Genomic DNA, 25,514 nt, shown 5'->3' on the forward strand with positions numbered 1-25,514 from the left:
CTTCCGGCTCTTTATTGAGCCTGTTTTTTGTAATCTTCGGCATATTCCTCACGAATCTTGTTTCCACCCGCATTGCCCCAATTCTCGATTTCCTTTTCCCAGCCACTTTGATCGATCTTGCCCATAATGTATTTGGTTTGTGCATCGGCAATCACCTGATCCAGATCCGCACCACGGTCACCATACGTTGGAGAATATAACGTCAGCGCAGGGTTTGGCACAGCGTGCTCCGCAAGTTCCTTGGCAAGTGCCGTACCTTTTTCACCCAGTTCGGTATCCTTCAATTTCGGTACGTTATACCCTTCGACATAAGGAAGGTTGTCACGGTAAGGCTTCACTTCACGCTGGAATGCATCGAAGTCACTCATCTCCACCTGATCTTCGCCCACTTTGGTGTAATGTTTGTCTTCCATACCACGCATCAACAGGGTCGCCATCTCAGGGTCCATCAGTTTATCCAGGAAGGAGAGCAGGTTTTTGAGTTCTTCTTCGGATTTCACCGTTGATTTAGGAAATGCCAGAATTCCTGAATTACCCGTCTGTCCTGCAACACGATCTCCGTTCGCTCCAAGCAAACCAGCGATGTCTACCACACCATCCGGATTGTTTTTGGACAAACGCTCTTGCTGACTTTTTCCGTTCTGCGCAACACCAACACGGATACCCACAACACCGGAATCATACTTTTTCTCCGCTTCCGTAGAGTCGAATACGGCAAAGTCCTGGTTCAGCAGTTTCTCGTCATACAAACGTTTCAGCAGATCCAGTACCTGCATATATTCCGGTGTCATGAATTCCGGCGTGAAGCTGCCATCCTCCTCGACCTTCCACTTGTTAGGTGCACCAAAACTTACACCAAGGCGCGTCGTGAAGGAATATTGGTCCTCATTGTATTTTTTGAAAAGCATCAGTCCAAACGTATTATCCTGACCATCTCCATCCGGATCGGAGGTTGCCAGTGTTTTAATCGTCTCATACCATTCATCCGGTGTGGTTGGCACCTTAAGATTCAGCTTCTCGAACCAGTCCTTGCGATAGATCACGGTAGCTCGCGCAATATCGGAGAAAACAGGAACCCCATAGATTTTGCCCTCTACCTTGATGTTGTCAAAAAAACGCTCATTCTGTGCCGACAGATTTTTGTAGTCTTTCAGCAATGGGCCCACTTCCCAGAACACGTCATTACGCATCGCGCTGGTCACCGTTGGGTTATATTGCACTTTCACAATTTTCGGCATATCACTTGAAGCGATCATCACGTTAATTTTGTCATTGTAGGCCGATGCCGGAATCCACTGGATATCCAGTTTGGTATTGGTATACGCTTCAATCTTTTGCTGAACTTCATTGCCCTTGCTTGGCACGTCACCCACCTGTGCAATGGCTATAGACACATTTTGTACGCCGCCCTCGGCAGCCTGACCCTCGTCTGATCCGCATCCTGCCAGCAAACCTGTCACCAGTGCCAGTGTGCTCAAGACAGCTACGGCTTTCTTTTTTGTTGCTTTCATAACATGAAAACCTCCCCTTTTTTATGCAGTCATATTGTCAAAATGTACTGGCTTTGATGCATGTGACGACTCAACCTTTCACCGAACCCAACATTACTCCTTTGGCAAAGTGCTTTTGCAGGAATGGATACACCAGCATAATCGGGATCGTGGAGAATACGATTACCGCCATGCGAATGGTAAGCGGCTGGATCTCGGTCTCTTCGATACTTGTGTCTCCGATTCGGCTCTGTGCCAGAATGACAATCTCACGTAGCCAGACTTGGACAGGCCACTTCTCACTATCGTTGATATAGATAACAGCGCTGAAGAAACTGTTCCAGTGGGCCACCGCGTAAAAGAGTGAAAAGGTTGCCATGGCTGGCATGGATAACGGCAGTACAATCCGGAACAATACGCTGACATCGTTACATCCATCAATTTTGGCTGCATCCTCCAGTTCGTCGGGAATGGCCTGGAAGAAGTTTTTCAGTACGATCAAGTTAAAAGCACTAATGGCAGTAGGTAACATCAGCGACCATAACGTATCCGTCAGGTGCAAGGATTTCACGACAAAGTATGTTGGAATCATCCCGCCACTGAAGAGCATCGTGAACAATACACCGAGCAAAATAGGCTGGCGTCCACGCAAATATCTTCTGGAGAGCGGATAGGCCATAAGTGACGTAAACAGCAGGTTAATGAAAGTACCGATCACCGTAATATAGACCGATACACCCAGACTGCGAATCAAAGTATCTGTAGAGAAAATGTAACGGTATGCCGCCAGAGAGAACTCTTTTGGAAAAAGAATGAATCCTCCCTTAGCCACTTCATGCGGACTGGTAAACGAGACGGCCAAAATATAAATGAACGGGATGACCGTCACGATTCCAATCAACAGCAGCAAGCCGTGATTCACAAAATCAAAGATCCGGTTGCCCCACGTTTTATCCTGTTGCATCTTAATGTTCACTCCTGTCTGGTGAAGAACGTCTAATCCCGAGGGTTAGTAGACGCCTTCCTCCCCGAATTTTTTGGCCAGCGTATTGGCACCAAGGACAAGCGCCAGCCCAACGACCGATTTGAACAACCCGACAGCAGCACTATAACTGTACTGTGCCTGTGTAAGACCCTTCGTGTACACGTAGGTATCAAATACCTCGCCCACATCCCGGTTCGTCGGAGTCAGCATCAGGAAGATCTGTTCAAAGCCAGTATCCAGGAAATTGCCCAGACGCAGAATGAGCAAAATGACGATTGTACTGCGAATGGCCGGCAACGTAATGTGCCAGGTTTGGCGCCACCGATTGGCGCCATCAATCCGGGCAGCCTCATAGAGCTGTGTATCAACACCGGAAAGTGCTGCCAGGAAGATAATTGTGCCCCAACCGACTTCTTTCCAGATGGATTGTCCGACAATCATCGTTCGGAACCAACCGGGTTCAAGCAGGAACGCCACTTTTTGTCCAGTCAGGTTATAGAGCAATTCATTAATTGCACCACCCTCAGTTGTGAACAGCATGTAGAACACACCGACAACAACGACCCAGGAAACAAAGTGTGGAACATAAACAAGAGTTTGTACAAATCGTTTGAAGCGTTCACGGCGAACTTCATTCATCATAAGTGCCAGTACAATCGGCAGTGGGAAAAAGAACACAATGTTATAAATGGCAAGCAAAAATGTATTCCGAAACAATGTCCAGAACTGTGGTTCTCCGAAGAAACGCTGGAAATGTTTGAACCCTACCCAGTCACTTCCCAAGATGCCCTTGTAAGGCGTGTAATCCTGAAAAGCCATCGTGATGCCATACATGGGTATGTATTTGAAAATAACAAAGTAAAGCACACCCGGTATTAACATGATATACAGCCACCGGTTTTTGATAATGTCCCTCCACAGCAGGTTTTTGTCACTGCGGGTAGCGGGCCGTGTTCGAGCCGCCGTTTCGGCTTTCATATTGTCTTCCTCCCCACATTGGAAACGATTACAAAAGATCACTTCCTGAATTCATGTCTTCATTGTGGAGGATAAACGAATGACTGGCTATCATCTCCTTTTAGCCTTTTGTTTTTCCTTATGTAGCAAGGGTTTAGCTCATTTCCCTCATAGAATCTAACAACGCAATGAACTGCTTTCAACCTCTATATTCCTGTCTTAACTTCATGGAGAAAAGCGGTCTTCACCCTACACCTGGACATGAAAAAGCCTGCCTGCCATGGCGGGCAGAGCAGGTTTTTTTTATCGCTGCTGCTCCCGGTACTTGCCGGGGGTTGTTCCTGTGATTTTTCGAAACGTACGGATAAATGCGGTTGGATTGGTATAGTTTAATTTCTCGGCAATCTCAGATATTTTAAGATTTGTTGTTTGCAGCCAGGTCTTCGCTTTTTCCATACGATACTCTGCAAGATATTCCGTAAAATTGACTCCAGCTTCCTTCTTGAATACCCGACTTAGGTAGACAGGGTGAAAATTAAGCTCAGCGGCACAGGCTTCCAGCGACAATTCACGATCATAACGTTCCTCGATCAAACGAATCATGCGTCTCGCAATATTCATGTATTGGGATTCTTCCTGTTCTCGCCAGAAACGGATGACTGGCAGGAACAGCCGCTTGCGGAACCAATTGGTCATTTCGTCCAATGTAGACAACTTCAGCAAATGTGACATGGATGCTTTTTCGCCCAGTACCTCAGCCACATCTCCACCTTGCTCCTGCACAAGCTGATATACACGAGACAATAACTGAACCATAATGACGGGGTATTCACTGAAATGAAGCTTTTTGTCTGCAAGCAGTCCCAAATATTGCTTAAAGTAGGTGTCCGTTTTCTCTTCATCTCCTTGCTTGAGCGCAGAAGCGAGCTGATCCTCGATCATACGTAACTGGGTATACAACGCGGCCTCCATCTGACCACGTGGCTGAATATCTTCGTAATGCAAAATAATACGGCTGCCCAGACTTACCCGGCCTTGCAGAGCCTCTCGGCTCTCCTGAACCCCTCTTGGCGTATCACCAATACAAGTGTAAGAACGACTGATGCCAATACTTACGGGCAGATTCAGATAGGTCACGACACGTTCGCGAATCCAGTCTGCCTGAGTGTGCATCCATTCCTTCAGCTTCACCTCATCCGTAAGTTCGGAGGCAAGTACGGTGACCTGAGCATCATCCAGCATAACCGGCGTGAACCGAACTCCTGAAGGAAGGAGCTCACCTACCATATTGTTGACAGCAAACAGCAGCAGATCGCGATCCTGTTCCTCATATCGGGTCCCTTCCAAGGTATCGATCTGGAGCATAAGTACACCAAGACTCGCCCACCCTGTCGGGAAATCGTACATTTCTCCCTGATATCTGAAATCTTCTTCCGAGATTTTACCTGTTAGCAGTTTGGTCATAAAAAACTCTTGAAGATGCACATGCTGCCCCTTCATCTGCTCACGCATCGTTTTCTCCGAACTGAACAGTGTTGACAATTGCTCCTCAATATAGATAAATTCATCCTGACGGCGTCCTGATGGAGTAACTGGAGAATCCAACCCCTTCGTAAATTGCAGCAGTCTGGAGATCGGTGAATACATCCGCCGACTGCCGTATATGGCGACCAATCCCGTTACACATAACATGACCAGTGTAGCAACACCGGTAACCAATGCAATTTTCTGTGACTGGGCCGTGATCTGTCCAAGAGATACAACGGACACGTATAACCAGCCATTGAGTGGAGATTGCCTATAGCTAACCGCCACTTGGTTACCTTCCACCTCTGCACTGAAGAAACCTTCTGGCTCCCCCGTCGTTTGCACCATTTCATGAATTTCCTTATTCAGCGTGTCATACTTCCCGTCTTGCTGCATATCGTTCAGAAAATACTTCTGCTCCCGATCCAGAACGTACATATCTCCAGAATTCGTATTTCGGCTCAAAAACGTACTCAGTTCCGTATCGGCGATATCAATCACAAGAAATCCCTTTGGTTTCACATTGGTTGGCATCATCGGGATTTTGAATACCATACTGACCACATTATCCGATGATATAAGGGCAGGTGCCTGTTCGGGTGTCAGTTCACCCATGCCAGCTGAAACGGGTACACTTTCTTTGGATGAACTGGCATTCTGAGTAACCCAGAACAGGCTGTTAGTGTAGGTCAGATAAGAACCAATCCGGTCCCGAATGCTGAAATCATCCAATTTGCCAAAAGAACGCATCGAAACAACCCAATCTTCGTCCAGATTAACCAGATAGGCTTGGTCAATGTTCGTAACCGCTTGCAAGTTGTTAAAGCCTGACGTCAGGTCACGAATCTCTTGAAATTCGCTGCTGTCCAGCGGTTTCTTCATCGCTTGAAGTACCAAGGGCGAATTGACATACTGGATGGATGATAATTGCAGGCTGCGCAGAACTTGTTCTACCCGCATTTGGGTCTGATGCAATATCTGAAGGTTGCTTTCACGTACTTTCTGTTCAATGTCACGTGATGCAATCGTATACGAGACCGAACCAATAACAATGACTGGAAGGGCTCCGAGGATCAGGGTAAAGCAAAGCAAACGCAGTAAATACTTAGGCAAGAAGAGCATCCTCCTTTATACGTATGTTTATTAAATTAAATCGCTTTCATTGGATTATTTTACTATTGTTATTTTAAAACCCATTCTTATTCAAGTCCACTCATTTATTCTAAAGGTTGACTTCAAACCAATTTCCAGTTTATATTGGTTGCATATTCCTCAATCAAAGGAGAGATTTTTAATGTCGGTGAATGTTCTTAACTAACCAAGTTTCATATTCAGGAGTTTGGCCTTTCATTGCGTTTGTGCCCATATGGCATACGTGTATTTCATGATGCGCCAGATCCCTGTACTTAGTTAAGAACAGCGGATATCATAAATCGCCTCCGGGATTGTCATTGTCCGGGTCTATTTCCGCGCTGAGTTCAGCGCGGATTTTTTATTATAGACCTATAGTGGACTTTGCTTTCCCATATGTTTAGGGCGGAGAATGACGTTTGTTCATTCTCCGCCCTTTTTGCGTTTTCCAGGAATATGTTTCGCGTGCCAACTGCAATCCCAATTCAAATTCAAGGAGAGATTACGCATGAATGAGAACACATTAAACAGTCTGGGTTATCCACAAATTCAAAAAAACGTTGCAGACTGCGCCCTGTCTTATCTGGGCAAACGTTATGCCAGAGAACTGAAACCGATGGTAGATGCTCACCTGATCCAGATTCGCCTGGAAGAAACAGCAGAAGCTGCTGCGTTGATTCGTTTTGGCGCCAGTATCCCCCTCCCTTCACTGGACGGAATGGAGACCATTATGGATCTGCTTGGCACCGGTTATCTATTCAGTGAACGTGACTTCAGTCATCTCGCTCAGTTCCTGCGGAGCTGTGCACAACTTATGAAATACATGGAGGGCAAATCCGGGGCCGCTCCCACCGTTAGTCGCTACGCTGCATCCATGATTCTGATCGAACCTTTACTGAGCGAGATCGAGCGCTGCATCCATAGTGGACGCATTCAGGATCAAGCAAGCAAAGAACTGATTCGAATCCGCAAAAAAATGACGGTGAATGGAGAACGCATGAAACGAAAGCTTGATTCTCTGGTGAGCAAACATCGCTCGATTATGCAGGAGCATGTCATCAGCCAACGCGGAGGAAGAACAGTTCTGCCCATTAAGAAAGAGTTCCGTAAACAGGTGAAAGGCAGTGTGCTGGATGAATCCGGCAGTGGGCAAACCGTATATATCGAACCTGTTGAGTTAGTAAGTTTACAGATGGAATTGGCCGCTCTACAAGCGGAGGAGTCCAGAGAGGAGATGAGAATTCTCGGTGATTTAACCTCCCTGGCCGAATCGTATAACCGTGAAATTGCCCTGAACACCGAAACGGTAGGTGTATTAGACTTCCTGTTTGCCAAAGCCAAATATGCGGCCACCATGGACGGACGTACCGTTCGAGTGAATACTCAGGGCCATATCAGTCTTCAACGTGCACGTCATCCGTTCATGGGTTCTTCCATGGTTCCCCTTGATTTTGCAATCGGCAGAACGTACTCGTCGCTCATTATTACTGGCCCGAATACCGGGGGGAAAACGGTCGCACTCAAAACACTTGGTTTACTAACCCTGATGATGCAATCCGGTTTGCTTATTCCGGTAGAGGAAGGTGGCGAGATGGCTGTTTATACCGAGGTAGCGGTTGATATTGGTGACGGGCAGAGTTTGGAACAGGCGCTCAGTACATTCTCAGCACATATTCGCAATATGATTGGCATACTGGAACAGGCCAATACATCAACTCTGGTGCTCATTGATGAGATGGCTTCCGGCACAGATCCCGGTGAAGGTGTCGGACTGTCCATCGCCATGCTGGAGGAGCTGCACAGCCGCGGAGCAACCGTTGTGGCGACAACGCATTTTGGTGAAATCAAACATTTTGCAGCTGCCACGCCAGGATTCGAAAATGCCCGTATGGAATTTGACACTGTTTCTCTCCAGCCGCTGTATCGATTGCGTATCGGAGAAGCTGGTGAGAGCTATGCTTATTCCATCGCATTAAAGCTGGGCATGCCACAGCGAATTATCGAGCGATCCAAGTCCCTGTCGGATCAAAGTATTTCGAGAGATCGTACATTGGTATTCACGTCACCTCCTTTGGAAACTCCGCCCCTGACGCCTGAGCGTTCCGCTAAGGAAGCAGACGCCCCAGTAGAGTTATCCAGGAAGAACCAGTCGAAGCATTCAAAGAATTCAATCGCTCTCCACAAAAAGACAACAACCAGAGAGTCGGATTCTCCTGCTCCTGCCAAAACTTTTCGCAAAGGAGATCGGGTATATGCAGCCTATCTTAATCAGTCGGGCATCGTCTGTGATGTGGAGGATAGCCGTGGAAATATCGGGGTCATGTTACGTGGACGCAAAGTAAAAATCCATAAGAAACGCCTGACCCTGCATATATCTGCCAATGAGCTTTATCCGGGTGACGATTATGACTTGGACATTGTGCTGGAAACAAAGGAAAATCGAAAGAAACGTAAGTTGATGGGACGCAAACATGTGGAAGGCCTACAGATCGAATTACCGCCTGAAGAATAGCCGATGGGAGAAACAGATGTGGTGAACTGGAAGTCATATATACAAAGTGAAATCCATAATCACCGGCACATTTCTGTTATACTGGGACCAGTATGTTTAACTTCAGCTCGTAGTTATTCCACAGGGAGGGAAGAACTGTATGTCTGCAGAACAAGACGATCAAAAGCACATCCATATCGATGTTCTTGTCTGCCCATTATGCGGGGAAGCTAATCGCTGTTCCTATGCCGCAGGACATCCTCATTCGGAATGCTGGTGTAATCGGGCTACTTTCCCCGAGGGTGTGTTTGACCGCATTCCGCCAGAGCAGCGCCGAAAATCGTGCATATGTCAACGCTGTTTGGATGACTATGCCGATAAACTCCAACCAAAAGAAGAGCCACACAGTTAACAACTGTATGGCTCTTCTTCATTATGCCTCATCTATACTGTTAGCTGGCTACTACTGCTCTTACATTTGGTTATACTGAGCAACAACCTGCTCAAGCACCGGATGATGCTCATCCATGGATGTATAATGGTGGAGCGCAGCTGTAATTCCCTTTTGGCGAATCATGTCCTGAAGCTCAACTGCTTCCGGATCATCGGAGACATCGAACTTGCAGGCTGCTGCCATACCCATAGCCAGATAAGTCGTATCAGTTCCATCCGCATATGCCTGAAGGGCCGGGCGAACCAGACGATCATTCGGAGACAACTTACGCAGCGGGGAACGACCAACACGAGTAACCTCATCGGTAAGATACGGGTTGACAAACCGTCCCAATATTTTGACAATATACTGCTCATGCTCGTCAGGATTAAATCCAAAGCGCTTCACCAGAACTTTTCCAGTTTCCTGCAAAGCACCGTAGACAATCGATTTCACCTTCTCGTCGGCAATAGCCTTCTGAATCGTGTCATACCCGTGCACATTACCGATATATGCTGCAACGCAGTGTCCTGTATTAACCGTGAACAGCTTCCGTTCAATATACGGCTCCAGATCATCGACATATACAATGCCCTCAACCGGTTTGAATGCAGGAGCCATCTGGGAACGATCCACCACCCACTCGTAAAAAGGCTCCACCTGTACATGCAACGGGTCTTCATGATGCTGAATAGGCACAATCCGGTCTACGGCCGAGTCTGGAAAATAGACATACTGATCTGCAAGGGAACGTACTTCTTTATTGAGCAGAGCATACACATGCTCTTTCAATTGTGTACTGGCTCCAATGGCGTTCTCGCAAGCGATAATGTGAAGCGGGTTTTGAGCAGGACCGGAATTCAGTCTTTTCTCAAGTCCCTTTGCAATCCCTGGTGCAATATGTTTTAGCACGCCCACACCCACTGCGGTTGTAATCAGATCAGTTTCCACAACGGTTTGGGCAACCGTCTCCAGTTGGGTTCCATCGATTGCATTTACGCCTGTGACGGTCTCCTGATCCTTGCTCTCGTTAGCCAGTTCCACCGTATATTGCCCCCGTTGCTGAAGAGCGGTTACCAAGGTCTGATTCACGTCGGAGAAAACCACCTCATACCCTGCGCGGGACAGAATCAAGCCGATAAATCCGCGTCCAATGTTACCTGCGCCAAAGTGTAGGGCCTTCATAGCTCCATTTCACTTTCCAGAATAGCGATTACTTCTTCGGCTGTTTTCGCCAGACGCAGGGCCTCCATATTCTCATCCTCAGCACAGATCACCGCGATGCTAGTCAAGATTTCCATATGCTCCCCGCCTTGAGCCGCGATACCTATGACCATATAAGCCTTTTCTTCGCCAAAATCAACACCCTGTGGATACTGAATGACAGAGATACCTGTGGATAAAATGAAAGCTTTGGATTCCTTCGTACCGTGCGGGATCGCAAGTCCGTTCCCTACATAGGTCGAGACAATCTCTTCTCGTTCAATCATCTTCTCAATGTAATCAGCGGTAATATGTCCCGCATCCTTCAGAATCTGCCCTGCCATACGAATCGCTTCGTATTTGTCCTGAGCCGTCGCATTCATGATGACTTTATCTGTTGTTAACATACTCATAATGGTTGACCTCCAATTTCGGTTTTACTGCGATAAAATCCAACAAGTTCCTGAGACAGGTAATGAATGAGTTCATCCCTGATTCCCTTTTCCAGCAATGTAATCATTTTTTCCTGTAATAACAGTGCGCTGATCTCACTGAGAACCTCCAGGCTTTCCTTGGATAATTCTCTGGGACCGAGCATCAAAAGAACATGGGTAACTCCTGCCGGATCATCCGGCGTACGAAGGAGTGGCTCCGTGAGCTGAAACAGACTGATAGACGGCCTGTATATCCCCTCACTTCGTGTATGAAACAGTGCAAGTCTTGTGCCGGGAATCTTCTGACTCCCCACTGCTTCACGTGCCTCCAGCCGTTTTGCAATCTCCTCTGGTTCCTTCAACACACCAGATCCATGGAGTACGTTGCACATCGCATACACCGTTTTATAGAACCCGATATCCTGATTATCCAGCGGGTACACCTGAAACTTGCCAATAATTCGGACGATTTCAACTAAAATAGCTTCCATTCCATCAGGGTCCGAGTAACGACTTGTTGTCTGAACCTCTGCTTCACGGGGCTTATTATGCTGTCGTTGTAATGTTGTTGTTCGGATAAAATGACGCAGACGTTCGCTCTCTTCTGCCGTAAGCAGTGGACTCACTTTGTAATACTGATGCTCATCCATCGGCAGATCGACCGTCGATAACACCAGATCATATTGATCTGTAGGTATCCGGGCAGCTTCATACCAGGACACGCTATCCATGATTCGAATCTCGGGAATCTCCTTGGACAATCGGCTGGATAGCATGCGTGATGATCCAATTCCGCTTGTACACACGATGATCGCCCTGATCTCCCGTTTCAATGTACGCAACCTCTCGATGGAAGCCCCAAAGTGCATGACCAGGAAACCAATTTCCTCATCCGGAACGTCTGTGCCTGGCCAAGCTTGCCCCACAGATTTTTTGACATCTTCAAAAAGTGAATCATAATCCTTCCGGATCTGCTGCAGTAGCGGATTACGAATCATCTGGTGCCCTTCAATACGCTCCATGACAGGTTGCATATGAGCAAGCAGACCTTCACGAAGCAAACGATCCTCATGAAAGGCGTAATGCGTTCTCCCCTGCATCTGATCAATCAGTGAATGCACCCTGTCCAGTAAAATTAAGTCGTCTATTGGCAACAGCCGCGAAGAGTGAATCCGCTGCTCTGTCTCAACTAATAGTCTGTGAAAATAAGCTTGCTCCTCTTGGGAGAATGTCAGCCCCAGTTGAGTGGATAACACACTACACAAGCGTGAAGCCATATAAGGCGGAACCTTCATCTCATCTTGCGCTGCAACTGCATCTCCCGTGTTCTCTCGTAGAGACATACCACCAATACCAAAACCTTTACGAATACGGACAACCGCTACGGATAATTGAATCAGCAGCTTCATGTATTGACGTTCCGGGATGTTCTCCAGCCATTCAATATCTGGTTGCCATAACGCATTTTCTATCGTAAGCACATCACCGTGTCCAATCATATCCAGCAATTTTTGGTTTACGATGGAGCCACCTTGTTCAGGTTGTCTTCCGAACAGGTCGGATTCATCCAGAAATTCCAGAGCAAGTGCAGCTATGGCTGTGCGATGAATCGTCTCACTCCCGTTAATCTTGACGCCATATCCACGTCTGCGAACCAGTTTTAGTCCCGCCTGACGAATTCGTGACTCCAGATCGTCCAAATCCGTGGTTACGGTGGATACGGTCACTTTCAGATCCGAAGCCAGAGCGAGTAACTTTACAGGCTCCGCTTCATCAAGCAGGATGCAAAGCATGAAGAGCTTACGCTCTTCCGGCGTAAACTCTACATATTCTTTACCCTCTAGTTGCTGGCGCAATACAGCCAGATCATCGGAACTGGCATCAATTCGGATACCGGTTCCCGATTTTTTTTCCAGCCTCATGCCCAAAGGTTCAAGCCATTGTTCAATCATTTGCAGCTCCCGGTGAACCGTTCGGGTACTGACCTTTACTTCAACGGCGATTTCGCCGGCTGTTACTTCATGTGGATGCTCCAGCAGAAACTCCACGATTTCACGTTGTCTTTTGGTAATACTCATATCTCAGCCTCCGGCTCAGGGAAAACAAATGCGTACAATTACTTTAGACGTTCAACGAGCGCATCGTATTCCGGGCTTTTTAGGAAGTTGTCGATGGATATATGTTCTGCGTTCGGCGCAACGGAGCGGGCACGATCGGTTAATATTTGTTGTGTGATGACCACATCTGCATCTGGCGGGATATCACTGATGGCCGTATTGGTCACCGTAACGTCAATCCCCTCTGCCTTCATCTTCTTGCGAAGAATGGAAGCGCCCATGGCACTCGAGCCCATACCTGCATCACAGGAGAAAACAATCTTCTTCACATCTGTTTTCACTGGAGAAGAAGCCATATCTGCGGCTCTGTCTGCTTCACGTCGATTAGCCGTAATGCCAGCGTTTGGCACGGTTCCTTGACTCTTCATGTCTTTCATCCGACTGGATGCGGACTCCAAATCTTCGTCCTTTTGTTTACCCGTTTTCAGCAACACCGCTGCAACCAGGAAAGATACGACGGCTGCTACAAGCACCCCTGCGAGCATCGGCAGGTATCCACCTTTTGGTGTTAAGAGGAAATACGCGATAATACTACCCGGTGATGGTGCCGAAACAAGTCCCGCTCCGGTGAGCATGAATGTTAATGTACCTGCGACGCCACCCGCGATTGCGGCAAGAATCAAAATGGGTCTCATCAGAATGTAAGGGAAGTAGATCTCATGAATTCCCCCGAAGAAATGAATGATAACGGCACCTGGTGCAGAAGATTTGGCCATTCCGCGTCCGAAGAAACAGTAAGCAAGCAAGATACCAAGTCCCGGACCCGGGTTCGATTCAAGCATGTATAATACGGATTGCCCTAATTCTCTCGCTTGATCTGTTGCAATCGGTGTCAGAATTCCGTGGTTGATCGCATTGTTCAGGAACAATACTTTACCTGGTTCAATGATTAGGTTGACCAGTGGTAACAAGCCCAGATTCATTAAGCCTTGTACCCCCGCAGACAATACTTTGCTAATTGCTTCTACAGCAGGCCCGATGCCCAGTAGCGCAAAAATCCCCAAGATCCCGCCAATAATACCGGCTGAAAAGTTGTTAACCAGCATTTCAAATCCGGCTCTAATTTTACCTTCAATGGATTTATCGAACTTTTTGATAATCCATGCTGCCAGTGGTCCGGCAATCATGGCACCGAGGAACATCGGGATATCACTACCCACGATGACCCCGATGGTCATAATGGCACCCACGACACCACCACGCTGACCATGCACCATCGTACCCCCGGTGTAACCGATTAACAGTGGCAGCAAATATTTGATCATCGGATCAACTAGCTGTGCCAGTGTCTCGTTAGGGAACCAGCCTGTTGGAATGAACAGAGCCGTAATTAATCCCCAGGCGATGAACGCTCCCATATTCGGCATGACCATACCACTCAGGAATCGGCCAAAACGCTGAACACCAACCCGTAGCCCACCTTTGGAATTGGACGATTGGTCCAAATTACTCATTGTATTATCCTCCTTGGATCAAGTGATTATGATTTATGAAAGGGGTATCATTTCTCCCCTGCTGTAATCCTAAGCGAGAATGCTCTCCTGTTCAATGAAATGAAAGCGTACTTTCGTCATGAACAATGATGACAACATTAGGTTATGTAATCGTTTTAATCGATGCATAATGGCTGAATCCATTGGTACGCAAGGCTTTTCTTGCCTATGACTTTTATCATTTCCAGAATCATTTTCTAACCTATAGCTTGGTCCAATCAGGTGATTTACATCCACAATCTGCTTCAATCCACATTCAAAACTATTCCTGGAAAGCACAAAAAACCTGTGCAAGCATCCGGCTCACACAGGTCGAAACAATATGAAGCTCATTTCATTTGGTTATAAAATATATGTTAATAAGTACAAGTTCGTTGCTACTATTCTTCCGTATGTTTACGATACGCGTCTGCATTCATCAATGTAGACAATGCTGCTGTCAGATCTCCCTCAACACGAATCTCAATCATCCAGCCTTCCTCGTAAGGAGAGCTGTTCACAAGTTCAGGTGAGTCCTGCAACGAATCATTGACTGCAATAATAGAACCTGTGACGGGAGAGAACAAGTCCGAAACTGTTTTGACCGATTCTATTGTTCCAATACTGTCCTCTGCTTTTACATTGGTTTCAAGGTCAGGCAATTCCACAAACACAATGTCACCCAGCTGATGCTGCGCGAACTCGGTAATGCCAATACGTACAGTATCCTCCCCTACGGTTTGCACCCATTCGTGCTCTTCACTGTACAGGAAATCACTTTTCAATTCGCTCATCGATATCCGCCTCGCTTTTCATTAAATGAGTGCATGCGTTCTTTGACCTTAACCCTTTTCCCAGAACATAGCGTATGATATTTATGAATCAAATGTCAAGATACCTCACAATTTATTTGCTGAACACCTCTAAATCCTGTAACCGGATTACACTCTTTCTTCATATACTGGTGAATATTAGAATAGTAAGCGCAATCTTTTTAAATACACGAACAATAATACTTAAAATATATTAAATATTCGGTTTTTATTCATTATCAATGATATCGTTCTTGACATCGGTAGTGGATTCACGTTTTAATGAGAGGAGTAAATGTGTTTATTGGACTATGTTATACTCGCGGATGAATGTAAAGGGAGAGATTACCCGTGACACCCGATTCGGGATGTACATGAGGTAACGCCGAAGGAGTAAACCACCGATAAGCGGGGGTGAATCTCTCAGGCAAAAGGACTTTTACGGGACGCAACTCTGGAGAGAATCTATTCGCCCTGTGCGGGCGTTATGATCACCCAAGGGGAAACCTGCTGCACAACGCAGCGGGGTAACTCTCAGGTACAAGGGACAGAGCCTTAGAATACAGCGTGCTACTTGGCATGCCGATTCTTTGGCCTGTCCTTTTCCTTTTTCCCAAAAAACGAAAAACAGGATGTCGAACGGCGCTGCCCTAGCTGCTTACCATACTTATGTTATGAAAATATCTAGCTGAAAAATTTAAAAATACCCTGCTTCATTGATCCACGATTATATTTCCGGCCGGTTGACGGTCCATGACGAGGTGATTTGATGTCCGATTTGCTTAAAACACCACTCTTCCCCCTATATCAGCAATACGAAGGTGTACGGTGCATTGATTTTGGAGGCTGGGAGCTTCCGGTGCAATTTAGCGGAATCCAAAAAGAACATGAAGCGGTACGCGAGCGCGCTGGACTGTTCGATGTATCCCATATGGGCGAATTTACAGTACAGGGTGAGCAGGCCGAAGTTTTTTTGCAACAAATGACGACCAATGATGTGACCACGCTGGTTCCCGGTCAAGCCCAGTACACCCTGATGTGTTATCCAGATGGCGGTGTGGTGGACGATCTGCTCGTGTATAAGCTGAAAGATCAGCATTATATGCTCGTCGTTAACGCCTCCAATATCAACAAGGATTGGGCGTGGCTGCAAGAGCACTTGATCCCTGGCGTAAGCATGACCAACGATTCGGAGCAGACGGCGCTGCTCGCCTTGCAAGGTCCACTGGCTGTAGACATTATCGGAAAAGTTACAGATACGGATGTATCCACGATTGAACCGTTTCGTTTTGTGCAGGATGCTGAAGTATGCGGAGTAAAATTACTGTTGTCCCGTACCGGTTATACCGGTGAAGATGGCTTTGAGCTATATGTACCTGTGGACCAGGCTACTGTAATCTGGAATGGATTAATGCAGGCTGGAGAAGAGCATGGGCTGGTTCCAGCTGGACTTGGTGCAAGGGATACGCTGCGTTTTGAAGCCAAGCTGCCTCTGTATGGGCAGGAATTATCTGCAACGATCTCTCCGCTAGAAGCTGGCGTTGGTATGTTTGTGAAACTGAATGCCGGACCTTTTATCGGACACGAAGCCTTGTTACAGCAAAAAAATGACGGGCCCGCCCGTAAACTGGTCGGCATCGAAGTACTGGAGCGCGGTATTCCTCGCCCCCACTATCCGATTTACGCCGAAGGCGTACAGATCGGTGAAGTGACAACAGGCACGCAATCACCTACATTGAAGCGTAATCTGGGGCTTGCCCTCATCGACAGCAAATACGCTGCGCTGGGAACCCCGCTTGAGATTGAGATCCGCGGCAAGAAACTAAAAGCCGAGGTTGTGAAGACCCCTTTTCATAAACGGACACGTACGTCTAAGACACCTACTCAAGGAGCTGATCAAGCATGAGCAAGCACCGGTACATTCCCATGACTGAACAAGATCAGAGCGCCATGCTCGCAACCATCGGTGTGGATACGCTGGAGGAACTGTTTCAGGACATTCCAAAAGAGATTCGTTATCAGGGCGAGCTGCCCGTATCCTCCAAACTTGATGAATATGCGCTAACACGTCATATGTCCAAACAAGCCGGCGCCAACGCCAATTTCGAAACACACGCCAGCTTTCTCGGCGCAGGTATATACGATCATCATGTTCCTTCCGTCATCAATCATGTCATTTCCCGTTCCGAGTTCTACACTGCCTACACACCTTATCAGCCTGAGATCAGCCAAGGTGAACTACAGGCCATTTTCGAATTTCAATCCTACATCTGTGAATTAACCGGTATGGCTGTAGCCAATGCCAGTATGTATGACGGCGCAACCGCCTTTGCTGAAGCAGGTAATCTGGCCGCAGCGGCAACTCGTCGCAAACAGCTCATCGTCTCCCGTACCGTTCATCCGGAAGCCCGTCAGGTATTGCAGGCGTATGCGCACGGACTCCGTCTGGAGATTGTCGAGATTGGTTATAAGGATGGCGTCACGGACTGGGATGCCTTGCAAGCCGCCATATCGGACGATACCGCTGCTGTCATGATCCAGAGTCCGAACTTCTTTGGTGCCGTGGAAAATGTGAAGCAGGCTGCCGACCTCGTGCATGCGCACAAGGGCCTACTCGTTGTAAGTGCCAACCCGCTATCGCTGGGTCTGCTGGAAGCCCCAGGCAAGCTGGGTGCCGACATCGTTGTAGGTGATGCGCAGCCCCTTGGCATCGCCGCTTCACTCGGCGGCCCGACATGCGGATATTTCGCCGTATCCCAGCCTCATATGCGCCGAATTCCTGGCCGAATTGTAGGCCAGACCAAGGATCGCAACGGAAAACGTGGATTTGTACTCACACTGCAAGCACGTGAACAGCATATCCGCCGCGAAAAGGCGACATCCAACATCTGTTCCAACCAGGCTTTGCTTGCACTCAGCGCATCTGTGTATATGTCCATCATGGGGAAACAAGGCATGATCGATGTCGCGGATCTGAATCTGCAAAAGAGTCATTACACCCTGAATACATTAACTGCGATTCCTGGAGTTAGCCTTACTTTTAATGCACCCACATTTAATGAGTTTGTTATTAAACTTCCTGAAGGAACCGATCTGGATGCTCTTCAACTGAAACTGCTGGATGCAGGCTTCATTGGTGGTTACGAACTCGGACGTGATTATCCGGAGCTTGCCGGACATATGCTGATTGCTGTTACCGAACGACGCAGTAAGGAAGAGATTGACGAATTCGCACGAGCATTGGAGGGATCGCTGTGACTCAGGAAACGACGACAACGACAACACCGGCACAAGGACAATCGGAAACAGGCACCTCTTTCTCCACTTCGTCTAAACCTGAGACGGATACAACATTCAGTGCACAGACCCTATCTCCTGCTCCGGAACAATCATTGATTTTTGAACTCAGTAGCCCTGGACGTGTCGCTTATTCCTTGCCAGAATGTGACGTTCCTCGTCAGGCTGCCGATACGTTGATTCCCCGGGAAATGCTCCGTTCGGAAGCAGCGGCACTACCGGAAGTGTTCGAGGTAGATGTTATCAGGCACTATACTGCGTTGTCCCGCCGCAACTTCGGCGTAGATAACGGATTCTATCCACTGGGCTCCTGTACGATGAAATACAATCCAAAGATTAATGAGGACGTGGCCCGTTACAATGGATTCGCCAAAATCCATCCGTACCAGCATGAATCCAGCATTCAAGGTGCACTTGAACTGTTGTATACGTTGCAAAACGACCTTGCGGGGTTGACAGGTATGGACGCTGTAACCTTGCAACCAGCCGCTGGTGCTCATGGAGAATGGACTGGACTTATGATGATTCGTGCCTACCACGAAGGTCGTGGCGAACAACGTACCAAAGTCATCGTGCCCGATTCTTCGCATGGTACCAACCCAGCAAGTGCTACCGTTGCAGGATTTGAAACTGTGACGATTCCATCCCGCGCAGATGGACTGGTCGATCTGGACGCGCTCCGTGCAGCCGTCGGTTCGGATACGGCAGCATTGATGCTCACAAACCCTAATACACTTGGTTTGTTCGAGAAAGACATTCAGGAGATTGCATCCATCGTACACCAGGCTGGTGGTTTGCTTTACTACGATGGCGCGAACTCCAATGCCATTATGGGCATTACCCGTCCGGGTGATATGGGCTTTGACGTGGTGCATCTGAACTTGCACAAAACGATGAGTACACCTCATGGTGGTGGTGGACCTGGCGCCGGACCAGTCGGTGTGAAGAGCCGCCTGATCCCGTTCCTGCCTAAACCGATGGTGATCAAAAATGATGACGGTATGTATGCATTCGATCGTGAAGGCGATCAATCCATTGGCCGGGTGAAAGCCTACTACGGTAACTTCGGTATATTGGTACGTGCCTATGCCTACATTCGCACCTATGGACCGGAAGGCTTGCGCCGTGTGTCTGAATGTGCGGTACTGAATGCCAACTATATGATGGCCCGCCTCGCACCATACTACGAGATTCCGTATCCGGGTGTATGCAAACATGAATTTGTCATGTCTGGTCGGGGTTTGAAGCAATATGGTGTGCGCACACTTGACGTTGCCAAACGATTGCTTGATTTTGGATATCATCCACCTACGGTGTACTTCCCGCTCAACGTTGAGGAATGCATCATGATCGAGCCGACGGAAACCGAAAGCAAAGAAACACTGGATGGGTTCATTGATACGATGATTCGGATTGCCAAAGAAGCGGAAGAGACACCAGAGTTGGTACTCAACGCACCTTACGGAACACCAGTCACTCGTCTTGATGAGACCACTGCCGCCCGCAAACCTGTACTCAACTGCGCATGCAGTTAAACACTAAGTGAATTTCTAATCCATGCTCTTGCTGATGTTAACTTACCCCAGCAAGAGCATTTTTTTGCCTAGACATTACAGGGTCTTTCTCCTCGTACTCCCCTCCTATACATTCGCGCAACAAAAAAAGCCGATATCCACAATGAATCGCGGATACCGGCAAAATTGCTGCACGACTGCAGCTTTTTATCGGAAAAAGAAACCCTTAAAATCGGGTGGAAACCCCGTAAAATTACATTACGCTTGAATGCTTTGAACCAATTCAACGACTTGTTCAGCCGTTTGCATATCCAGAGCTTTAGCAGCCAGTTCCTGCATATCCGCACGGGACAGCTTGGTGATCTGACTACGAGCTGGCAGGATGGAGGTTGCGCTCATGCTGAACTCATCCAATCCAAGACCAAGCAGCAATGGAATTGCTGTTTCGTCTCCTGCCATCTCACCACACATGCCAACCCATTTGCCTTCACGATGCGCAGCATCGATAACCATTTTAACCAAACGCAAAATGGCTGGGTTGTAAGGCTGGTACAGATAAGCCACTCGTTCGTTCATACGGTCAGCAGCCATTGTGTATTGAATCAGATCGTTCGTTCCGATACTGAAGAAATCCACTTCTTTGGCAAACTGATCTGCCAGAACTGCAGTCGAAGGAATTTCGACCATGATTCCGAGTTGAATGCTGTCAGAAACAGCAATACCTTCAGCAACCAGCTTCTCTTTCTCTTCGAGCAAGACAGCTTTTGCTTCACGGAATTCACCAAGCGTTGCGATCATTGGGAACATGACACGCAGGTTTCCATGTACGCTTGCACGCAGCAATGCACGCAATTGTGTACGGAAGATATCCAGACGGTCCAGACACAGACGAACTGCGCGGAAGCCGAGGAATGGATTCATTTCTTTTGGCAGATCCAGGTATGGAAGCTCTTTGTCTCCACCGATGTCGAGTGTACGAACAACGACAGGTTTGCCTTCCATTTTTTCCAGTACCGCTTTGTAAGCATTATACTGAATGTCTTCGGATGGAAGCTTGTCTCTGCCCATGTAAAGGAACTCGGTACGGTACAGGCCTACAGCCTCGCCGCCGTTTTCCAGAACACCCGTTACATCATTGGGTGTACCGATGTTGGCTGCAAGTTCAACATGAACGTTATCCACCGTTACCGTTGGCTCATCACGAAGTTTTCTCCACTCTGCACGTTGTGCATCATACTGTTCCTGTTTGGCACGGTATTCAGCAATAACTTCATCAGTAGGGTTAACCAGTACGTGACCATCCAGACCGTCAACAATGATCATATCGCCTTGTTTCGCTTGAGCCAAGATGTCCTTGGTTCCAACGACAGCAGGAATTTCAAGAGAGCGAGCCATGATCGCTGAGTGAGAAGTACGTCCACCAATGTTAGTTGCGAAACCTTTAACAAATTGGCGGTTTAATTGAGCCGTGTCGGAAGGCGTCAGATCCTCCGCAAGCACGATCACTTCTTCATTGATCTCAGCTGGACTCATGAAGTCGATACCAAGCAAGTGATTTAGCACACGTTTGGTAACGTCACGCATATCTGCAGCACGTTCCTGCAGGTAAGCACTCTTCATGTTCTCAAACATGGAGATAAATTGCGATGCCGTTTCGTTCAAAGCAAATTCTGCATTGATCATGTCATCTGCAATTCTAGCTTTAACCGGATCAATCAATTCCGGGTCATTCAGAATGAGCAAATGCGAAGCAAAAATCTCAGCTTTTTTCTCGCCAAGCTCTTGTAAAGTGCGCTCTTTGATCGCCTCAAGCTCAGCCTGGGATTTACCCAGAGCTGAGTCGAGTTTCGCGATCTCTGCGTCAACGTCGTTGATTTGGCGTTTTTCTACAGAGTAATCAGGATGCTCCAAGATAAACGCCTTGGCGATAGCAATACCCGCCGAAGCCGCGATCCCGGAGACATTAAGCATTAATTTCGCCCAACCCTTCGTTAACCATAACGTCAGTCAAAGCTTGAAGAGCTTCAGCTTCGCCTTCGCCTTCAACGATGATGCTGATAGTGTCGCCTTGTTCCAATCCGAGGGAAAGAACACCCAGAATAGATTTCAACGTTACTTTTTTACCGTTAGCTTCTGCAAAGGATTCTGCACCTTTGAATTTGTTTGCTGTATTTACCAGGGCTGTCGCCGGACGTGCGTGGATACCATCTTCGTCTGTAATTCTGAATGTTTGTTGCATTACAATCATCTCACTTTCAGTAGTTTGGTTTAGGCATTGCATATATTTACACTTGCTTGCCATCGTCGTAACACTTCTTATTTTATCTCAATGATTGGCTGTTCGCCAACTTTCAGCACTCCACTCTTCTTCAGAGTTACCGTGGAGCCCTCTGGCAGGTTGGTGAAAATAACTGGTGAAATGATCGAAGGAGCGTTTGCTTTGACATACTCCAGATCCACTTCCATAATCGGCTGACCTGCCGATACCAGATCACCTTCCTGTACCAGTACGTTAAAGCCTTGACCTTTCAACTTCACCGTATTAACACCTATATGAACAAGCACTTCCTTGCCACCATCGGACATGATGCCCACGGCATGTTTGCTTGGAAATACATTAAACACTTTACCATACACAGGAGAAGTTATCGTACCATCATGTGGCAAAATTGCGAATCCATCACCTGTCATTTTCTCAGCAAAGACCGGATCAGGTACGTTTGTAATGTCCAGTAATTCACCATTAACTGGCATGACAATATCCTCAGCAACAATGCGCTCGCCTTGCTCACCTTGTGCCTTCTCCTCTTCAGGAGTTGGTTTGGCAGCTACTGGCGTTGGTGCTGGTGTTCGTCCTGCAATAATATCCTGCATTTGAGATTTGATCGTGTCGGAACGTGTTCCGAAGATGGCTTGAACATTATTACCCACTTCAAGTACACCAGATGCACCCAATTGTTTCAAACGATCTTTTTTCACATTGGATTTCTCATTAACTTCAATCCGCAAACGAGTAATACAAGCGTCCAGATGTTTGATATTCTCTTTGCCACCAAAAGCTTCAAGAATGTTATGGGGCAGATCATCTGTTGAACCAGAGCCTCCGCCAGATTCGGTTTCAGGCGTTGCATCCTCTCGTCCAGGTGTTTTGAGATTGAATTTGCGAATGATAAACCGGAAACCGAAGTAATAGATCACCGCAAGAATCAATCCGACAATAATAACGTCCCACCAAGGTGTACGGTTCGGAATAATCCCGAAGATCAGGAAGTCAATGAACCCACCGGAGAAGGTCATACCGATCTTTACACCCAGAATCTGCATGGTCATGAAAGACAAACCTGCAAAGATACAGTGTACTGCAAACAAGATTGGTGCTACGAACAGGAACGAGAACTCAAGCGGCTCTGTAATCCCTGTCAGGAACGAGGTCAGCGCAGCTGAACCCATGATCCCTGCAACATACTTTTTGTGCTCCGGTCTTGCTTCATGGTACATCGCAAGTGCCGCTGCTGGCAAACCAAACATCATGAACGGGAATTTACCAACTTGGAATGTTCCTGCTGTTAGAGCAACGCCATCACGTAACTGGCTGAAGAAAATCTTCTGATCCCCACGAATAACATCTCCGGCTTTATTCACATACTCACCAAACTCAAACCAGAATGGGGAGTAGAAAATGTGATGCAAACCGAACGGAATCAATGACCGTTCCACAACTCCAAAGATGAACGCCGACAAGGTCGGACTTGTATCTACCATGAAGTGAGATACAGCATTCAGTCCATTTTGAATCGGAGGCCAGATAATCACAAGAAGCAATCCGATTACAAGGGATACTACCGATGTGATAATCGGTACAAATCGTTTACCTGCAAAGAAACCCAGGTAGGACGGCAGTTCGATTTTGAAAAATCGATTGTAACACAGCGCGGCGGCAATACCTATGATTATACCTCCGAACACGCCTGTACTTAATGTTGGGATACCCAAGATGCTGGCATAACCCGGTACTTCACCGATCATTGCCGGAGTAACACCTACCGCAGATCCTAATGTAACATTCATGACCAGGTAACCGATGATCGCTGCAAGACCTGCAACGCCTTCGCCACCAGCCAATCCGACAGCTACACCGACAGCGAACAGCAATGCCAGATTATCGAATACGATCTGACCTGCGTTCATCATAATTGTTGCGATCGAGTTCACCCAAGGGGTGTCGAGCGCAGTTACATATTGCAAGAAATCTGGATTAACCAACATGTTACCAATTCCGAGCAGCAAACCTGCCGCAGGTAGAATGGCTACAGGCAGCATGAGAGCTTTACCTACTCTTTGCAATACACCAAAAAGCTTTTTGAACATCGCGTCGTTTCTCCCTTTCGTCTAATTTATATGTTGTGATGCAAGCAAGGGAACACAAAAAAGGCATGAATTAATAAAGTAAACTGTGCCAACCTTGGGGTATAGCATACCCTGTACAAGGAAAGAACAATCACACTTTAATTAACTCATGCCTGATCGAGTCAGTAACACGTCGCTTATGTTTATTCAGTTGCTTGATTACGGAAACCATTGTAGCACCAGTTCTAATCTATTGCAAGCCTTTACACCAAAAAAATAAATTCCGCATTCCATCACTGGAATGATCTCACTTATTCTCTTCTTCCTTCCGCTGATTCAGCCTTTGCAGATGAATGGTCAGATAACCTACCTCCGCAGGATAAACCGGCAGTTTCAGTCTTTTCTCCATTACTTTGGTCAGTTTCCATGCAAGCGAGTACATTTCGGGATACTCCAACTTAAGCAGGGAATCCAACTTATGGAGCTCTTCCACTTTGTCTCCACGGCGAACACGCTCAAGGGCGAAACGAAGATGAGTCAGCAAACGAGAGTAATCAAGCGATTCCGCTTCAAACGAATAATCGAGTTGATCAGACACCAGGTTCACCAAATCAGTGATCAATTGTGAATGCTCACGTACCTGGGATATATTTTGATTGGTCATTGCGCTATAGATATGGAGGGCAACAAAACCAATCTCGTCCATCCCCAGATCTACACCCATTTTCTCTTTGATCAGACGAATAGCGTATTCTCCCATTCGATATTCTTCAGGATAAATTTCGCGGGTTTCATATAAAAATGGATTTTGTATGATAATGCCCTGCTCCTTGCGTTTTAACGCGAAAGAAATGTGATCGGTTAATGCAATATGGATATGTTCATTCAGAGGAACGTCCGTACGCTCTGCAATATACGTAATAACTTCGTTAATAATCTCGATCAGTGCTTCATCCACCTGTGGAAGAAGCTGTTTGTACTGCTCTTGCTCCTGCTGGTTTTTCAAAATAAACATTTTCTCCACAGCCATCAATGGAATGTGATCACTCGGTTTTCGGTTAAAGCCAATGCCTTTACCAATAACAACGACTTCCCCGTGTTCTGGATGCTGTGCAATGATTACATTATTATTTAGCGCTTTATCTACATGCAGGCTGCTCATTGTTTGCACCTCTTTTTCACACCATCTTAGGTGTGATTATGTCACACCCTGTTACGAACAAAAAGACACCCGGAGCGGGCAAACCGCGCCGGACGTCTCGCTTAAAAAGTAACAAAAATTCGTCTTAAGGTCAATAGAGTAA

General features: G+C 47.2%; 18 protein-coding genes and 2 riboswitches. Of the genes, 5 read left to right on the plus strand and 13 right to left on the minus strand.

Annotated elements, in window-relative coordinates; genetic code table 11:
* Positions 1–11: 11 nt before the first annotated feature.
* The 4 genes from MHB85_RS24160 to MHB85_RS24175 all read right to left on the minus strand — a co-directional run bounded on the left by MHB85_RS24160 (position 12) and on the right by MHB85_RS24175 (position 6,072).
* Positions 12–1,511, minus strand: coding sequence for an extracellular solute-binding protein (locus MHB85_RS24160; protein ID WP_091020388.1), 1,500 nt, complete (start codon positions 1,509–1,511; stop codon positions 12–14).
* A 70-nt stretch (positions 1,512–1,581) separates the two neighbouring features.
* The gene (locus MHB85_RS24165) at positions 1,582–2,454 is read right to left on the minus strand and encodes a carbohydrate ABC transporter permease (RefSeq protein ID WP_062835838.1); all 873 of its coding nucleotides are present in this window, start codon (positions 2,452–2,454) and stop codon (positions 1,582–1,584) included.
* A gap of 45 nt (positions 2,455–2,499) precedes the next feature.
* Positions 2,500–3,453 (minus strand): ABC transporter permease, encoded by a 954-nt coding sequence (locus MHB85_RS24170; protein WP_017686861.1) that lies wholly within the window; start codon positions 3,451–3,453, stop codon positions 2,500–2,502.
* A gap of 282 nt (positions 3,454–3,735) precedes the next feature.
* Positions 3,736–6,072, minus strand: a complete 2,337-nt coding sequence (locus tag MHB85_RS24175) for an AraC family transcriptional regulator (protein ID WP_179198677.1) — start codon at positions 6,070–6,072, stop codon at positions 3,736–3,738.
* A 526-nt stretch (positions 6,073–6,598) separates the two neighbouring features.
* On the opposite strand from MHB85_RS24175, the gene MHB85_RS24180 reads away from it, so the two are divergent.
* Both MHB85_RS24180 and MHB85_RS24185 read left to right on the plus strand, forming a co-directional pair.
* Entirely contained in the window at positions 6,599–8,602 is a 2,004-nt protein-coding gene (locus tag MHB85_RS24180; RefSeq protein WP_091020391.1) for an endonuclease MutS2, read from the plus strand.
* Between the two features lie 139 nt (positions 8,603–8,741).
* The gene (locus MHB85_RS24185) at positions 8,742–8,993 is read left to right on the plus strand and encodes a cysteine-rich CWC family protein (RefSeq protein WP_091020392.1); all 252 of its coding nucleotides are present in this window, start codon (positions 8,742–8,744) and stop codon (positions 8,991–8,993) included.
* A gap of 60 nt (positions 8,994–9,053) precedes the next feature.
* Here the strand turns inward: MHB85_RS24185 and MHB85_RS24190 are convergent, their stop codons facing one another.
* The 5 genes from MHB85_RS24190 to gcvH all read right to left on the minus strand — a co-directional run bounded on the left by MHB85_RS24190 (position 9,054) and on the right by gcvH (position 15,034).
* Positions 9,054–10,199: a mannitol-1-phosphate 5-dehydrogenase gene (locus MHB85_RS24190; RefSeq protein ID WP_091020393.1), complete on the minus strand. Its 1,146-nt coding sequence runs from the start codon at positions 10,197–10,199 to the stop codon at positions 9,054–9,056.
* Positions 10,196–10,630, minus strand: a complete 435-nt coding sequence (locus MHB85_RS24195; protein ID WP_017686856.1) for a PTS sugar transporter subunit IIA — start codon at positions 10,628–10,630, stop codon at positions 10,196–10,198. The genes MHB85_RS24190 and MHB85_RS24195 overlap by 4 nt, the downstream gene beginning before the upstream one ends.
* Positions 10,627–12,729, minus strand: coding sequence for a BglG family transcription antiterminator (locus tag MHB85_RS24200; RefSeq protein ID WP_091020394.1), 2,103 nt, complete (start codon positions 12,727–12,729; stop codon positions 10,627–10,629). The genes MHB85_RS24195 and MHB85_RS24200 overlap by 4 nt, the downstream gene beginning before the upstream one ends.
* Positions 12,730–12,767: 38 nt before the next feature.
* Positions 12,768–14,222, minus strand: a complete 1,455-nt coding sequence (locus MHB85_RS24205; RefSeq protein WP_091020396.1) for a PTS mannitol transporter subunit IICB — start codon at positions 14,220–14,222, stop codon at positions 12,768–12,770.
* 419 nt (positions 14,223–14,641) lie between these two features.
* Complete coding sequence (gcvH, locus tag MHB85_RS24210) at positions 14,642–15,034, minus strand: glycine cleavage system protein GcvH (RefSeq protein ID WP_047844042.1); 393 nt, start codon at positions 15,032–15,034, stop codon at positions 14,642–14,644.
* 344 nt (positions 15,035–15,378) lie between these two features.
* Positions 15,379–15,501, plus strand: a riboswitch (glycine riboswitch).
* A gap of 3 nt (positions 15,502–15,504) precedes the next feature.
* A riboswitch (glycine riboswitch) is annotated at positions 15,505–15,605 on the plus strand.
* A 216-nt stretch (positions 15,606–15,821) separates the two neighbouring features.
* Here gcvH and gcvT point away from each other — a divergent pair.
* The 3 genes from gcvT (at position 15,822) to gcvPB (ending at position 19,884) form a co-directional block, all read left to right on the plus strand.
* On the plus strand, positions 15,822–16,958 hold the full coding sequence (gene gcvT, locus MHB85_RS24215; RefSeq protein WP_091020397.1) for a glycine cleavage system aminomethyltransferase GcvT: 1,137 nt from the start codon (positions 15,822–15,824) through the stop codon (positions 16,956–16,958).
* On the plus strand, positions 16,955–18,310 hold the full coding sequence (gene gcvPA, locus MHB85_RS24220; protein ID WP_341073836.1) for an aminomethyl-transferring glycine dehydrogenase subunit GcvPA: 1,356 nt from the start codon (positions 16,955–16,957) through the stop codon (positions 18,308–18,310). Before gcvT ends, gcvPA begins: the two co-directional genes overlap by 4 nt.
* A gap of 134 nt (positions 18,311–18,444) precedes the next feature.
* A complete protein-coding gene (gene gcvPB / locus MHB85_RS24225) occupies positions 18,445–19,884 on the plus strand; it encodes an aminomethyl-transferring glycine dehydrogenase subunit GcvPB (protein ID WP_105601851.1) in 1,440 nt (479 codons plus the stop codon).
* Between the two features lie 237 nt (positions 19,885–20,121).
* Here gcvPB and ptsP read toward each other — a convergent pair whose 3' ends face one another.
* The 4 genes from ptsP to glcT all read right to left on the minus strand — a co-directional run bounded on the left by ptsP (position 20,122) and on the right by glcT (position 25,372).
* On the minus strand, positions 20,122–21,834 hold the full coding sequence (ptsP, locus tag MHB85_RS24230) for a phosphoenolpyruvate--protein phosphotransferase (protein ID WP_047844045.1): 1,713 nt from the start codon (positions 21,832–21,834) through the stop codon (positions 20,122–20,124).
* Positions 21,827–22,102: an HPr family phosphocarrier protein gene (locus MHB85_RS24235; RefSeq protein WP_036617010.1), complete on the minus strand. Its 276-nt coding sequence runs from the start codon at positions 22,100–22,102 to the stop codon at positions 21,827–21,829. Before MHB85_RS24235 ends, ptsP begins: the two co-directional genes overlap by 8 nt.
* Before the next feature lie 77 nt (positions 22,103–22,179).
* Complete coding sequence (ptsG, locus tag MHB85_RS24240; protein WP_091020401.1) at positions 22,180–24,231, minus strand: glucose-specific PTS transporter subunit IIBC; 2,052 nt, start codon at positions 24,229–24,231, stop codon at positions 22,180–22,182.
* Between the two features lie 286 nt (positions 24,232–24,517).
* Positions 24,518–25,372, minus strand: a complete 855-nt coding sequence (glcT, locus tag MHB85_RS24245) for a glucose PTS transporter transcription antiterminator GlcT (RefSeq protein ID WP_091020403.1) — start codon at positions 25,370–25,372, stop codon at positions 24,518–24,520.
* Between the last annotated feature and the right edge of the window lie 142 nt (positions 25,373–25,514).

It is taken from the genome of Paenibacillus sp. FSL K6-4396, from assembly GCF_038002525.1.
Classification (GTDB): domain Bacteria; phylum Bacillota; class Bacilli; order Paenibacillales; family Paenibacillaceae; genus Paenibacillus; species Paenibacillus amylolyticus_B.